Source organism: Streptomyces sp. TBY4 (genome assembly GCF_024213195.1).
Lineage (GTDB): Bacteria > Actinomycetota > Actinomycetes > Streptomycetales > Streptomycetaceae > Streptomyces.
The window spans coordinates 260,807-274,149 of record NZ_JANAVF010000009.1 but is presented as its reverse complement, the minus strand read 5'-3'; the positions used below and the strand labels follow the sequence as shown (position 1 = coordinate 274,149).

The 13,343-nt window shown below is 70.9% G+C and carries 14 protein-coding genes; all 14 read right to left on the bottom strand.

Annotation, left to right across the window (positions count from 1 at the left end):
* Positions 1–103 precede the first annotated feature (103 nt).
* On the bottom strand, positions 104–658 hold the full coding sequence (locus tag NLX94_RS23020) for an adenine phosphoribosyltransferase (RefSeq protein WP_254384891.1): 555 nt from the start codon (positions 656–658) through the stop codon (positions 104–106).
* Complete coding sequence (gene secF / locus NLX94_RS23015) at positions 655–1,707, bottom strand: protein translocase subunit SecF (protein ID WP_254384890.1); 1,053 nt, start codon at positions 1,705–1,707, stop codon at positions 655–657. The genes NLX94_RS23020 and secF overlap by 4 nt, the downstream gene beginning before the upstream one ends.
* 3 nt (positions 1,708–1,710) lie before the next feature.
* Positions 1,711–3,507, bottom strand: a complete 1,797-nt coding sequence (gene secD / locus NLX94_RS23010) for a protein translocase subunit SecD (protein ID WP_254384889.1) — start codon at positions 3,505–3,507, stop codon at positions 1,711–1,713.
* A 153-nt stretch (positions 3,508–3,660) separates the two neighbouring features.
* Positions 3,661–4,128: a preprotein translocase subunit YajC gene (gene yajC / locus NLX94_RS23005; RefSeq protein ID WP_254384888.1), complete on the bottom strand. Its 468-nt coding sequence runs from the start codon at positions 4,126–4,128 to the stop codon at positions 3,661–3,663.
* Positions 4,129–4,293: 165 nt separating this feature from the next.
* Positions 4,294–5,355: a Holliday junction branch migration DNA helicase RuvB gene (ruvB, locus tag NLX94_RS23000; RefSeq protein WP_254384887.1), complete on the bottom strand. Its 1,062-nt coding sequence runs from the start codon at positions 5,353–5,355 to the stop codon at positions 4,294–4,296.
* Between the two features lie 272 nt (positions 5,356–5,627).
* Positions 5,628–6,260, bottom strand: a complete 633-nt coding sequence (gene ruvA, locus NLX94_RS22990) for a Holliday junction branch migration protein RuvA (protein ID WP_254384886.1) — start codon at positions 6,258–6,260, stop codon at positions 5,628–5,630.
* A complete protein-coding gene (ruvC, locus tag NLX94_RS22985) occupies positions 6,257–6,793 on the bottom strand; it encodes a crossover junction endodeoxyribonuclease RuvC (protein WP_254384885.1) in 537 nt (178 codons plus the stop codon). The genes ruvA and ruvC overlap by 4 nt, the downstream gene beginning before the upstream one ends.
* A 131-nt stretch (positions 6,794–6,924) precedes the next feature.
* Complete coding sequence (locus tag NLX94_RS22980; RefSeq protein WP_254384884.1) at positions 6,925–7,677, bottom strand: YebC/PmpR family DNA-binding transcriptional regulator; 753 nt, start codon at positions 7,675–7,677, stop codon at positions 6,925–6,927.
* Between the two features lie 57 nt (positions 7,678–7,734).
* A complete protein-coding gene (pdxT, locus tag NLX94_RS22975) occupies positions 7,735–8,325 on the bottom strand; it encodes a pyridoxal 5'-phosphate synthase glutaminase subunit PdxT (protein WP_254384883.1) in 591 nt (196 codons plus the stop codon).
* An 8-nt stretch (positions 8,326–8,333) separates the two neighbouring features.
* A complete protein-coding gene (pdxS, locus tag NLX94_RS22970; RefSeq protein WP_308402491.1) occupies positions 8,334–9,251 on the bottom strand; it encodes a pyridoxal 5'-phosphate synthase lyase subunit PdxS in 918 nt (305 codons plus the stop codon).
* A 153-nt stretch (positions 9,252–9,404) separates the two neighbouring features.
* Positions 9,405–9,944, bottom strand: a complete 540-nt coding sequence (locus NLX94_RS22965) for a hypothetical protein (protein WP_254384882.1) — start codon at positions 9,942–9,944, stop codon at positions 9,405–9,407.
* Between the two features lie 309 nt (positions 9,945–10,253).
* On the bottom strand, positions 10,254–11,417 hold the full coding sequence (locus tag NLX94_RS22960; RefSeq protein ID WP_254384881.1) for a glycosyltransferase family 4 protein: 1,164 nt from the start codon (positions 11,415–11,417) through the stop codon (positions 10,254–10,256).
* Complete coding sequence (locus NLX94_RS22955; protein WP_254384880.1) at positions 11,414–12,349, bottom strand: phosphatidylinositol mannoside acyltransferase; 936 nt, start codon at positions 12,347–12,349, stop codon at positions 11,414–11,416. The genes NLX94_RS22960 and NLX94_RS22955 overlap by 4 nt, the downstream gene beginning before the upstream one ends.
* A complete protein-coding gene (gene pgsA / locus NLX94_RS22950) occupies positions 12,349–13,029 on the bottom strand; it encodes a phosphatidylinositol phosphate synthase (protein ID WP_254384879.1) in 681 nt (226 codons plus the stop codon). Before pgsA ends, NLX94_RS22955 begins: the two co-directional genes overlap by 1 nt.
* Positions 13,030–13,343: the final 314 nt, after the last annotated feature.

The following is a 13,343-nucleotide window of genomic DNA, read 5'->3' as shown; positions in this document are numbered from 1 at the left end:
CGAAGGGCAGGTAGGGGACACGGCCCCGCGCAGCGGCCCGCACACGCCGAAGCGGGCGCGCTCCGGGGTTACCGGTGCACGCCCGCTTCGGCGAACGGTGTGGTCAGACCACGATCAGCGCGTCCAGCGGCGCATCGCCCAGGGCGGGCACCAGCCGCTCACGGCCCGGCAGGAACGAGAGCTCCATCAGGACCGCGACCCCGGCGACCTGCGCCCCGGCCCGCCGGATCAGCTCCAGCGAGGCCGCGGCGGTACCGCCGGTGGCCAGCACGTCGTCGATGACCATGACCCTGTCCTCGGCGGCCAGCGCCTCCGCGTGGATCTCGATCTCCGCCGACCCGTACTCCAGGTCGTAGGACTGCAGGAGCGTCGCCCCGGGCAGCTTCCCGGCCTTGCGGACCGGCACGAAGCCGATGCCCGCCTGCACGGCCACCGGAGCCGCCAGGATGAACCCCCGCGCCTCCAGCCCGACGATCTTCGTCGCTCCGTACTGCCCGGCCAGGGCCACCAGCGCGTCCGTGAGGGCGCCGAACGCCTTCGGGTCGGCCAGCAGCGGGGTGATGTCCTTGAACATCACGCCCGGCTTCGGGTAGTCCGCCACGTCCGTGATCCGGCTGAGCAGCAGGTCCCGTACGCCCGAGGGCAGCTCCGCGGTCACCGGCGGCGTCCCGACCGGCCCTGCGCCACGACCTCGGGCGCACCTTCGGTACCGGCCTCATCGGCCGACTCGCCCTTGGCCTCCGCCGCCGCCCGCTTCGCGAGCACCCGCTTCTTCAGGGCCTTCATCGCCGGCTCGCGCTCCTTCAGGTCCACGACCAGCGGGGTCGCGATGAAGATCGACGAGTAGGCGCCGGCCGCGAGGCCGACGAACAGCGACAGCGAGATGTCGTTCAGCATGCCGGCGCCCAGGAAGCCGCCGCCGATGAACAGCAGCGCTCCGACCGGGAGCAGCGCCACGACGGTGGTGTTGATCGAGCGGACCAGGGTGCCGTTGACACTCCGGTTGGCGATCTCGCTGTACGTCCAGCGGGTCTGCTTGGTGATGTCCTTCGAGCCCTCCTTGAGACCGTCGAAGACGACGACGGTGTCGTAGAGGGAGTAACCGAGGATGGTCAGCAGACCGATGACCGTACCCGGGGTGACCTCGAAGCCGACCAGCGCGTAGACGCCGACCGTGATCGTGAGGTCGTGGATCAGCGCGATGAGCGCCGCGACCGCCATCCGCCACTCGAAGGCGATGGCCAGGTAGATCACCACGAGGATCATGAAGACCCCAAGGCCGGTCCAGGCCTTGTTCGCGATCTGCTCGCCCCAGCTGGGGCCGACCAGGTCGGCGTTGATCTGGGCCGCGTCGAGCTTGAGGTCGGTGGCGAGCTTGGCCTTCACCTCGGCGGCCTGGTCGGTGTTCAGGTCCGAGATCTGGATGCGCAGACCACCGGTGCCGAGCTTCTGGACGACCGCGTCGTGGCCGGAGGCCTTCTCCGCGTCCTCCCGGGCCTGGGCCTCCGAGATGGTGGTCTTCGGGGTGGTGAAGACGGCACCACCCTTGAACTCGATGCCCATGTTGAGGCCCTGAACGGCCAGGGCCACGATCGCCGTGATGGTGATCAGGATGGAAACGCCGTACCAGACGAAGCGCTTGCCGACGAAGTCGTAGCCGACCTCACCCCGGTACAGCTTGGCGCCGAGATCTCCGAGCTTCGACATCTCTCACGCCTCCTTTGCGTCGACGGGAACGGAGACGGTCGCGGCGGACGCGTCGGAGCCGGTACGACGCGAGCGTCGCAGCGGCGGCTTCGCGCCCAGTCGCTTCGGGTCCAGCCCGGACCACGGGTGACCGCTGGCGAAGAAGTTCGTCCGGGCCAGCAGCGTCATGACGGGCTTGGTGAAGAGGAACACCACGACCACGTCGAGCAGGGTCGTCAGACCCAGGGTGAAGGCGAAGCCCTGCACCTTGCCAACGGTGACGATGAAGAGCACCGCGGCCGCCAGGAACGACACGAAGTCGGAGACCAGGATGGTGCGCCGGGCACGCGGCCAGGCACGCTCGACGGCCGGACGCAGGGTGCGGCCCTCGCGGATCTCGTCCCGGATGCGTTCGAAGTACACGATGAACGAGTCGGCGGTGATGCCGATCGCGACGATCGCACCGCAGACGGCCGGCAGGTTCAGCGCGAAGCCGATGCCCTTACCGAGCAGCGCCATGATCGTGTAGGTCAGGATGCCGGAGACGATGAGGCTGATGATGGCGACGAACGCCAGGCCCCGGTAGTACGCCAGCAGGTAGATCACCACGAGGGCGAGGCCGATGGCACCGGCGATGAGGCCGGCCTTCAGCTGCTCGCCGCCGAGCGCGGCGGAGACGGTGGTGACGCTGTCCTCCTGGAAGGACAGGGGCAGGGCGCCGTACGAGAGCATGTTGCCCAGGTCCATCGCGGACTGCTGGTTGAAGCCGCCGGAGATCTCGGCGTTGCCGCCGGTCAGCGCCTCGCGGACGTTCGGGTCGGAGATGACCTCGCCGTCGAGCACGATCGCGAACTGGTTCTGCGGGGGCTGCTTGGCCGCGAGCTCACCGGTGATCTTGCCGAACTTGTCGGCACCCTTGTCGGTGAACTGCATCGTGACGATCCAGATGCCGCGCTGGGGGTCGATGATCCCCTTGGCGTCCTTCACGTCCTGGCCGTTGACCGCGGCCGGGCCGAGCACCCACTTGTACCAGACACCGTCGCTCTTGCCGCAGGCCAGCGTCGGCTCTTCGGGCTTGGCGACCTTGAGGGCGGCGCGCTGCGCCTCGTTGCTGCAGTCCAGCGCGGCGAACTTCGCCTGCAGGTCCGCGGCGGCGGACTCCTCGGCGCTGGGCGCGGAGGGCGACGTGGACGGCGTGGCCTTGTCGTCTGCCTTCTTCGACTCGCTCGCCGAGGGCGAGGGAGAGGGGGCGTTCGGGGCCTTGAGGGCCTCACTGACCGCACGGCCCTGGGAAGTGGCGCTGGACGACGGGGTGGCCGCACTGGCGGACGGGCTGCCGGAGCCGCTCGGGGCGGCACTCGGAGAACCGCTCGGGGAGCCGCTCGAGCTGGCCTCGGGGGCCACCGGGGCGCCCTCCGACTTGGCGAGCACGGGGCGGAAGTACAGCTGGGCGGTGGTGCCGACCTGCTCGCGCGCCTGCTGCTCGTTCGTCCCCTTGGGGATGTTCACGATGATGTGGTCTTTGCCCTGCTGCTGGACCTCGGCCTCAGAGACACCCAGACCGTTGACGCGGCGTTCGATGATGCCGATCGCCGTGGCCATGTTGGTCTCGTTGATCGCGTCCGGCTTGCCGGGCTCGCTCTTGGCCTTGAGCGTGATGCTCGTACCGCCGGCGAGGTCGATGCCGAGTCGCGGCGTCGTCTGCTTCGTGAGGAACATCCCCGCGGTGAGCGCCACCATCGCGATCAGGATGATGGCCAGGGAACGCCCCGGCCTCCCCTGAGCCCCCGTGGGCCGCCGGCCCTTCTTCGGTGCTGCCACCTTGTCGTATCTCCCTGTCCAACCGTCCCGCGCCGGGTCAGCGCGTGGACGGCCACGAAAATGTGTGTGGGGACCCCTGCCCCCCGCAGAAGGGTCACTGGCGGGGCCGGCGGGGCTGCCGATCAGGCGCCCCGCACGGTCCCCGGCCCAGCGCTACTTCGCGCCGGCCTCGCCGTCGGTCTTGCCGTCCTTGGGCTCGTCGCCCTTGGGCTCCTCCGCCGCCGGCTCGTCGGCCTTGGGCTCGTCCTTCTTGCCCAGGTCGAGCTTGGGGGCCTCGTCCCCGGTCAGGGAGGACGCGTCGTCCGGGACGACCGGCGTGTCGATCGTCAGATCATCGGTGAAGCCGTGGACGATGCGGTTGTACTCCTCGTCCTCCAGCACGGCACCGATGGCGTTCTTCGCGTAGATCGCGTGGACGCCGGGGGCCACCTCGAGCGTGACGGTGTCTTCGCCGATCTCCTTCACCGTGGCGTACATGCCACCGATGGTGCGGACGCCGGTGCCGGCCGTCAGCTGGTCGCGCATCTGCGCGGCCTGCTGCTGCTTCTTCTTCTGGCTGCGGGTCAGCAGGAACATCGCCCCGATGATCAGCACGAACGGAAGGAGGGACATGATATTCACGGGACGCAGGTCCTTCGCATCGACCGCACAAGCGCACGGCCTTTGTACGGGGGGTGGGTACGCCGACCGTAAGGGTCGGCATCGGCGGAGTCTAGGCGAGTCCGCACCGATGGAACAACGCCCAGCATGTCATCGCAGTTCCTGACGGGGCCAACGTCCGCGCCGTCAGGTCCCGAAGAGGCCCTGTTGTCCGCTTGATCCGTTACCGCCCTGCTGCGGCGGAACAAGTCCCAGGTGAGCCCATGCGGCCGGGGTCGCGACCCGCCCCCTCGGGGTCCTGGCCAGAAGCCCCTCGCGGACGAGGAACGGCTCGGCCACCTCTTCCACGGTCTCCCGCTCCTCGCCGACGGCGACCGCGAGCGTCGACAGGCCGACGGGTCCCCCGCCGAAGAGCTTCAGCAGCGCCTCCAGGACGGCCCGGTCCAGCCGGTCGAGCCCGCGCTCGTCCACCTCGTAGACCTTCAGGGCGGTGCCGGCGACCGCGCGGTTGATCACGCCGTCGGCCCTGACCTGTGCGTAGTCGCGGACGCGGCGCAGCAGCCGGTTGGCGATACGGGGCGTTCCGCGCGAGCGGCCCGCGATCTCGGCGGCGCCGTCGGTGTCGATCTCCACGTCGAGGAGCCGGGCGGAGCGGTGGATGACGCGCTCCAGCTCCTCGGGGGCGTAGAACTCCATGTGGCCGGTGAAGCCGAAGCGGTCGCGCAGCGGGGGCGGGAGCAGGCCGGCGCGGGTGGTGGCCCCGACGAGGGTGAACGGCGGCAGCTCCAGCGGGATGGCGGTGGCTCCCGGTCCCTTGCCGACGATCACGTCGACGCGGAAGTCCTCCATCGCCATGTAGAGCATTTCCTCGGCGGGCCGCGACATCCGGTGGATCTCGTCGAGGAAGAGGACCTCGCCCTCCTGGAGGGAGGAGAGGATGGCCGCGAGGTCGCCCGCGTGCTGGATGGCGGGGCCGGAGGTGATCCGGATGGGCGCGCCCATCTCCGCGGCGATGATCATGGACAGGGTGGTCTTCCCCAGGCCCGGGGCGCCCGACAGCAGCACGTGATCGGCGGTGGCGCCGCGCTGGCGGGCCGCCTTCAGGACGAGGTCCAGCTGCTGGCGGACCTTCTCCTGCCCGACGAACTCACCGAGGTCCTTGGGCCGCAGGGCCGCCTCGACGGCGGTGTCCTCGCCGTCCGCCGCGGCTGCGACGATCCGGTCGTCGCTCTCGTCATCCCAGTTCACGGTGTCAGTCTGCCTTCTCGGTCGGTACGTCGTGTGCGGCGGCCCGGGCACATCCGGCCCCTCCGGGCCCATCCAGCCCCGCCAGGCGGAAATCCAGCCCCTCCGGCGTTTGAGGAGCGGGGGTCCGGGGGCAGCGCCCCCGGCAACGGCGCCGCACCCGGCAACGGGTCCGGGCGGAGCCCGGGGAACGGTGGAAGGGCGGGTAGGGGACCCCGCTCCGCGCAGCGGCCCTGGCTCCGGCCCCCGGGGCCCGGGGCCCGGCCCCGCCGAGGTCAGCGGGCCCGGTTCAGGGACTGCAGCGCCGCCCGCAGGAGCTGCGGAACCGGCGCCGACCCGCCGGCGGCAATGGCCTCCTCCGCCTGCGGGGTCACCGCGGAGACCGCCTCGTCCGCGTCGCGGGGCGCGTAGCCGAGGCCGATCAGGGCCGCGGACAGCTGCTCCGACCACGGCGCCGGACCGGAGGCCGCCGCGCGCTGCGCGCCCACCATCCCGCTCGACCCCAGCGGCGCGCCGAGCTTGTCCTTGAGGTCCAGCAGGAGCTTCTGCGCGCCCTTCTTCCCGATGCCGGAGACCGCCATCAGCGCCTTCTCGTCCCCCACCGAGACGGCGACGCGGAGCGCGTCCGGGCTGTGCGCCGCCAGCATCGCCTGGGCGAGCTTCGGCCCGACCCCGCTCGCGGTCTGCAGGAGCTCGAAGACCTGGCGCTCGTCGTCGTCGGCGAAGCCGTACAGCGTCAGCGAGTCCTCCCGTACGACCAGGGAGGTCGCCAGCCGGGCCGGCTCACCGGTCCGCAGGCCCGCGAGGGTGTTCGCCGTGCAGTGCACGGCCATGCCCACTCCCCCGACCTCGATGACGGCCAGGGTGGGGGCGAGCGCGGCCACCGGGCCGCTGACGAAGGCGATCATGGAGTGCGGCCTTTCAGGGCGCTGGCATGCCGGTCGACGGCCTGCTGGAGGCGGTTCTGCGCGGGGGCGCGCCAGATGTGGCAGATGGCGAGGGCGAGGGCGTCCGCGGCGTCGGCGGGCTTGGGCGGGGCGGACAGCCGCAGCAGCCGGGTGACCATGGCTCCGACCTGCGCCTTGTCGGCGCGACCGCTGCCGGTGACGGCCGCCTTGACCTCGCTCGGGGTGTGCAGCGCGACCGGTATGCCGCGGCGGGCGGCGCACAGCATGGCGACGGCACTGGCCTGGGCGGTGCCCATCACCGTGCTGACGTTGTGCTGGCTGAACACCCGCTCCACGGCGACGACTTCCGGCCGGTGCTCATCGAGCCATTCCTCGATGCCCTGCTCGATGGCGACGAGCCGGTGGCCCAACTCGGCGTCCGCGGGCGTCCGTACGACCCCCACACCCAGCATCGTCAGGGGGCGGCCCGCCACCCCCTCGACCACGCCGACACCGCACCGGGTCAGGCCGGGGTCAACACCGAGTACGCGCACCGCACCCCCTTCTTCGATCTCCTGTACGTGCAGCTTCGCAGGTTATCGGGCGGCACTGACAAAGCAGCGGGCCGACGGGGTGTGTCCCCGTCGGCCCGCTGTCCGAACGCTGTGAGCGGTTGACGCCTGGATCAGGCGTCGACCTTCTCCATGACCTCGTCCGAGACGTCGAAGTTGGCGAAGACGTTCTGCACGTCGTCGCTGTCCTCGAGCGCGTCGATCAGCTTGAAGATCTTGCGTGCGCCCTCTTCGTCCAGCTCGACCTGCATGGTCGGCAGGAAGTTGGAGTCGGCCGAGTCGTAGTCGATGCCCGCCTCCTGGAGCGCGGTACGGACCGCGACCATGTCGGTGGCCTCGCTGATGATCTCGAACTGCTCGCCGAGGTCGTTGACCTCCTCGGCACCCGCCTCCAGCACCGTCTCCAGGACATCGTCCTCGGACAGCTCGCCCTTGGGCAGCAGGACGACGCCCTTGCGGTTGAACAGGTACGAGACCGAGCCCGGGTCGGCCATCGAACCGCCGTTGCGGGTCATGGCGACGCGCACGTCGGAGGCGGCACGGTTGCGGTTGTCGGTGAGGCACTCGATGAGCACCGCGACGCCGTTCGGGCCGTAGCCTTCGTACATGATCGTCTCGTAGTCGGCGCCGCCGGCCTCGAGGCCGCCGCCGCGCTTGACCGCGGAGTCGATGTTCTTGTTCGGGACCGAGCTCTTCTTCGCCTTCTGGATGGCGTCGAAGAGGGTCGGGTTGCCATCGATGTCGGCGCCGCCCATACGGGCCGCGACCTCGATGTTCTTGATCAGCTTCGCGAAGAGCTTGCCGCGCTTGGCGTCAACCACGGCCTTCTTGTGCTTCGTCGTAGCCCATTTAGAGTGGCCGGACATCTGCCTGTCTCCTTCGCGTCACCAACAATGTTCGCCTCAGATCCTACCGGGACGCCGTTACAGCCCCGCGCGCACCATGTCGACGAAGTACGCGTGGACCCGGTCGTCACCCGTGAGCTCCGGGTGGAAGGAGGTGGCGAGGACATTGCCCTGGCGCACGGCGACGGTGTGCCCGTCGTACGTGGCGAGCACCTCGACGGCGCCGCCGACGGGCTCGACCCAGGGGGCGCGGATGAAGACGCCCTCGACGGGGCCGCCCTCGATGCCCGCGAAGTCCACCTGAGCCTCGAAGGACTCGTTCTGCCGGCCGAAGGCGTTGCGGCGCACGATCATATCGATGCCGCCCAGGGTCTCCTGGTCCTCACGGCCGTCCAGCAGCTTGTCGGCGAGCATGATCATGCCGGCGCAGGTGCCGTAGACCGGCATCCCGGCCCGTACGCGCTCGCGCAGCGGCTCCAGCATGCCGAACAGCACGGCGAGCTTCGACATGGTCGTGGACTCGCCGCCGGGGATCACCAGGGCGTCGACCTCGGCGAGCTCCTCGGGACGCCGGACCGGCCTGGCCACGGCGTCAGCCGAGGCCAGGGCGATCAGGTGCTCCCGTACGTCGCCCTGGAGTGCCAGGACACCAATCACGGGGGTGGTCATGGTGATGACTACCAGCCGCGGTTGGCGTAGCGCTCGGACTCGGGGAGGGTGTCGCAGTTGATGCCGACCATGGCCTCGCCCAGGTTGCGGGACGCGTCCGCGATGATCTTCGGGTCGTCGAAGAAGGTGGTGGCCTTCACGATGGCGGCGGCGCGCTTGGCCGGGTCGCCCGACTTGAAGATGCCGGAGCCGACGAAGACGCCCTCGGCACCGAGCTGGCGCATCAGCGCGGCGTCGGCCGGGGTGGCGACGCCACCGGCGGAGAACAGCACGACCGGGAGCTTGCCGAGCTCGGCAACTTCCTTGACCAGCTCGTACGGCGCGCGCAGCTCCTTGGCGGCGGCGAACAGCTCGTTGTTGTCGTAGCCGCGCAGGCGGGCGATCTCGTTCTTGATCTGGCGCAGGTGGCGGACGGCCTCGACGACGTTGCCGGTACCGGCCTCGCCCTTCGAACGGATCATGGCCGCGCCCTCGGCGATGCGGCGCAGGGCCTCGCCCAGGTTGGTGGCGCCACAGACGAAGGGGGTGGTGAACGCCCACTTGTCGGAGTGGTTGACCTCGTCGGCCGGGGTCAGGACCTCGGACTCGTCGATGTAGTCGACGCCGAGGGACTGCAGGACCTGGGCCTCGACGAAGTGGCCGATGCGGGACTTGGCCATGACCGGGATGGAGACGGCCTCGATGATCTCTTCGATCATGTTCGGGTCGGACATCCGGGCCACGCCGCCGTCCTTGCGGATGTCGGCGGGAACCCGCTCCAGGGCCATGACGGCCACGGCGCCGGCGTCCTCGGCGATCTTCGCCTGCTCGGCGTTGACCACATCCATGATCACGCCGCCCTTGAGCTGCTCGGCCATGCCGCGCTTGACGCGGGAGGTGCCGATCGCCGACTCAGCGGACTGCGGGGTGGAGGGAAGCGTGCTCACGGATTGACCTCACTCGAAAGGAAGATTCAGGCGCTACTGGTGATCGCTGCTGGCGATCTGGTGGTACTCGACCGAGGAAACCTTCTGGACCAGTCCACGGCAAGGGCCAATGTGCAGCCGGTGGCTCCTCGCGATTTGGCCATTGGGTACAAGTTACGGCCGCTCGGCCAGATCCACCGGAGGCTCGTCGTCCATCTCGAAGGCCAGGGGGAAGGGCGCGTGGCCCGCCAGCCGGAACCAGCGGACCTTGCGGTGGCGGCGCAGCGCCCGGGCCGCACGGACGGCGTCGTTGAGGAACCGCCGCGCCATGGGCACCCGGCGGACCGCCGCAGCCAGCTCCTCGGCGGCCTCCGCCCCGCCCGGGGCCGCCTTGAGCGCGTCGACCTGCCCGACATCGGAGAACACCGCGCGCAGCGCCTGGCTGAGCTCGCTCTCGGCCACCTCCCGGTGCTCCTCCTCCGCCTGCCGGGCGGCGTGCGCGGCCTCGTACAGCACGAGGGAGGAAGCCGGATCCAGCACCCCGGAGGTCGCCACCTCCAGCACCACGGAGGCCCGGCGGACGAGCTGTGCGTCGAGTGCGGCGCGGGCGGCGTCCATCCGCGAGTGCAGCCGGTCGAGCCGGCCGGCGGTCCAGCTGAGGTAAACCCCGACGAGGCCGAGGCCGAGGGCAATCCAGACAAGGGTTTCGATCACGGGCCGCGACCTTACCTTTCAATGCGCCGCTCGCGCGCCTCGGCCCTTGCGGGCCTCTCCGGCTTCGCGCCGCTGCGCCGGACTCCGTCCGTCGGTGGTCCTGCGGGGCTGTCCCCTACCCGCCCTTCCACCGTTCCCCGGGCTCCGCCCGGACCCGGTCCTCAAACGCCGGACGGGCTGGAAAAATCCAGCCTCGCCGGCGTTTGAGGCGCGGGGTCTGGGGCGGAGCCCCAGAAGGGGTCCGGGCGCAGCCCGGGGAACGGGCGAAGGGCGGGTAGGGGAACTCCGGCCGGGTCGGGCCCGGTAGGGCTACGCGTCGCGGGTGAGGCCCAGGCGGGTGCGGAGCGGGACCCGCTCGTCCTCGGCCACCGCCGCCGCGCCGTCCGTGACGGTTTCGTAGACGGCCAGGATGTCCGCCGCCACCGTCGACCAGTCGAAGCGCCGCACGTGCGCGGAGCCACGCGCGCTCAGTTCCGCGCGGCGGGCCGGATCGCGGAGCAGCGCGATCGCCGCGGCCGCCAGGGAGTCGGGGTCCTCGTTCGCGAAGAGCTCCCCCGCCGCCCCCTGGTCCAGGACCTGTGCGAAGGCGTCGAGGTCGGCCGCGAGGACCGCCGCGCCGGCGGAGAGGGCCTCGACGAGGATGATGCCGAAGCTCTCGCCGCCCGTGTTCGGAGCCACGTACAGGTCGACGCTGCGCAGCAGCCGTGCCTTGTCCTCGTCGGAGACCATTCCGAGGAACTCGACCCGGGAGCGGAGTTCGGCGGGCAGGGAGGCGACCGCCTCCTCCTCGTCTCCGCGGCCCGCCACCAGGAGGCGTACGTCCGGGCACGCCTCGACGATGCGCGGGAAGGCCGCCATCAGGACGGGCAGGCCCTTGCGCGGTTCGTCGATGCGGCCGATGAAGCCGAGGGTCTGGCCGGACCAGGCCGGGTTCGGGTCGGCCTTGGCGAAGAAGTCGACGTCGACTCCGTTGGGGATGACCACCGCGTCGCCGCCGAGGTGCTCGACGAGAGTGCGCCGCGCGTACTCGCTCACGGCGATCCGGGCGCTGATCTTCTCCAGGGCCGGCTGGAGGATCGGGTAGGCCGCCAGCATGGCCCGGGAGCGCGGGTTGGAGGTGTGGAAGGTGGCCACGATGGGGCCCTGCGCCGCCCAGCAGGTCAGCAGGCCGAGGGAGGGGGAGGTCGGTTCGTGGATGTGGACCACGTCGAAGACCCCGTCGTGCAGCCAGCGCCGTACGCGGGCCGCGGACAGGAAGCCGAAGTTGAGCCGGGCGACCGACCCGTTGTACGGCACCGGCACCGCCCGTCCCGCCGAGACCACGTAGGGGGGCAGCGGGGTCTCGTCGTCCGCCGGGGCCAGGACCGACACCTGGTGGCCGAGGCCGATCAGGTGTTCCGCGAGGTCCCGGATGTGGAACTGGACCCCTCCGGGGACGTCCCAGGAGTACGGGCAGACGATGCCGATCTTCACGCGGAGTGCTCCTCGGGCCGGCCGGCGCCCGGGCCGGTGGTCTCCAGGTCGTCCAGCCACAGCCGCTGGAGCATGTGCCAGTCCTGCGGGTGCTCGGCGATGCCCTGGGCGAAGGCGTCGGCGACCGCCTGCGTCATGACGGCCGTCTTCTCCTGGCGGGTGCCGGTCCCGGGCACCTCCACCGGGGGGTGGATCCGGCCGTACATCTTCGGCGCGTCCCCGTAGTACAGGGTGGCCGGGAGCAGCACGGCGCCCGTCTGCTGGGCGAGCAGCGCCGGTCCGGCCGGCATGCGCGCCGCCGAGCCGAAGAAGTCCACTTCCACGCCGGAGGCGGACAGGTCCCGGTCCGCGACCAGGCAGACGAGTCCGCCGGAGCGCAGCCGCCGCGCGAGCGTGCCGAAGGCGGCGCCGCCGTTGTGCGGGAGCACCTCCATGCCCAGGCTCTCGCGGTAGGCGACGAACCGGTCGTAGAGGGTCTCCGGCTTGAGCCGTTCGGCGACGGTGGTGAAGGGGACGCCGATGTGGGTGACGGCCCAGGCGCCGGCGAGGTCCCAGTTGGCCAGGTGCGGGAGGGCGACCACCACTCCGCGCCCGGAGGCCAGTGCCTCGCGCAGGATGTGGTCGTCCTTCATCTCCACGTCGGAGCTGAACCGTTCCTTGGCCATGGTCGGCAGCCGGAAGGACTCCATCCAGTACCGCATGTAGGAGCGCATGCCCGCGTGCGACAGCTCGCGCAGCCGCTCGGGCGTCGCGTCCGGCACCACCCGGGCCAGGTTCGACTCCAGGCGCAGCACGCTCTTGCCGCGCCGCTTCCAGGCGAAGTCGGCGATCCGCCGGCCGAGGGCCGCCGCGGCGGGCTCGGGCAGCTTCTTGACCCCGGCCCAGCCGAGCCCGTAGAGCCCGTCGACCAGCTTGTCCTGTGCCTTGCCCATCAGGGCGTACCGCCTTCGGAGGGAGCACCCGCGGCGGCCGCGGCCGCGGCGTCGGCTTCCGCCGATTCGCGCCGTACGGTGACCACGCGCTGGATCAGGGTCACGAGCGAGCCCGCGGCGACCACCCACAGCGCGATCGGCAGCAGTACGCCGATCCACGAGGGGACGCCGAAGGTCTCCAGCCCGGACAGACCGGCCGCGACCAGCGTGATGACCAGGCGCTCGGCGCGCTCGATGAGCCCGTTGACGGCGACCGGCAGGCCGATCGATTCGCCGCGGGCCTTGGTGTACGAGACCACCTGGCCGCTGGCCAGGCAGAAGATGGCGACGGCGCAGAGCGCGTTGTTGTTCCCGGAGCCCGCGTACCAGAGCGCGAGCCCGCCGAAGATCGCCGCGTCCGCCACCCGGTCGAGGGTGGAGTCGAGGAACGCCCCCCACCGGCTGGAGACGCCGGCCTGGCGGGCCATGTTCCCGTCCACCAGGTCGGAGAAGACGAAGAGCGTGATGGTGATCGTGCCCCAGAAGAACTCGCCCATGGGGAAGAAGACCAGGGCTCCGACCACCACTCCGGCCGTGCCGATGAGGGTGACCGCGTCGGGACTCACTCCCATCCGGAGCAGAAAAGCGGCGAATGGCGTGAGAACACGCGTGAAGAATGCACGCGCGTACTTGTTCAGCATGGCCTTCCCGGAGGGTCGCTGGGCCGCACGGCCACCACGGCCACCGGCTGGCCCATCGTAGCCAGGGCCCCGGGCCATCGGCGCCGCGCACCCACCGGTTCACACGACGCGGGCCGTTCTCGGGCCGTTCGCCACGTCCCCGGCGCCCTGCCGGGCCCGTTTCCGGGCATGTCTCCGGACGCCGCCTCCGCCTCTCCCTACCTCTCCCCCGGCACCGGCGCCTCCGGTACGACGTATGGACGCCGTGTGACGGCAGTGCAAAGCTCGAAGGAGGTCTTTTCCCCTCCATCCCCTCCAAACGGGAGGCACGAGCA

Bases quoted from the DNA above. Each gene is read 5' to 3' on its own strand.
- secF (WP_254384890.1), bottom strand. From the start codon at position 1,707: ATGTCGAAGCTCGGAGATCTCGGCGCCAAGCTGTACCGGGGTGAGGTC.
- ruvA (WP_254384886.1), bottom strand. From the start codon at position 6,260: ATGATCGCCTTCGTCAGCGGCCCGGTGGCCGCGCTCGCCCCCACCCTG.
- NLX94_RS22980 (WP_254384884.1), bottom strand. From the start codon at position 7,677: ATGTCCGGCCACTCTAAATGGGCTACGACGAAGCACAAGAAGGCCGTG.
- pdxT (WP_254384883.1), bottom strand. From the start codon at position 8,325: ATGACCACCCCCGTGATTGGTGTCCTGGCACTCCAGGGCGACGTACGG.
- NLX94_RS22955 (WP_254384880.1), bottom strand. From the start codon at position 12,349: ATGGGCAAGGCACAGGACAAGCTGGTCGACGGGCTCTACGGGCTCGGC.
- pgsA (WP_254384879.1), bottom strand. From the start codon at position 13,029: ATGCTGAACAAGTACGCGCGTGCATTCTTCACGCGTGTTCTCACGCCA.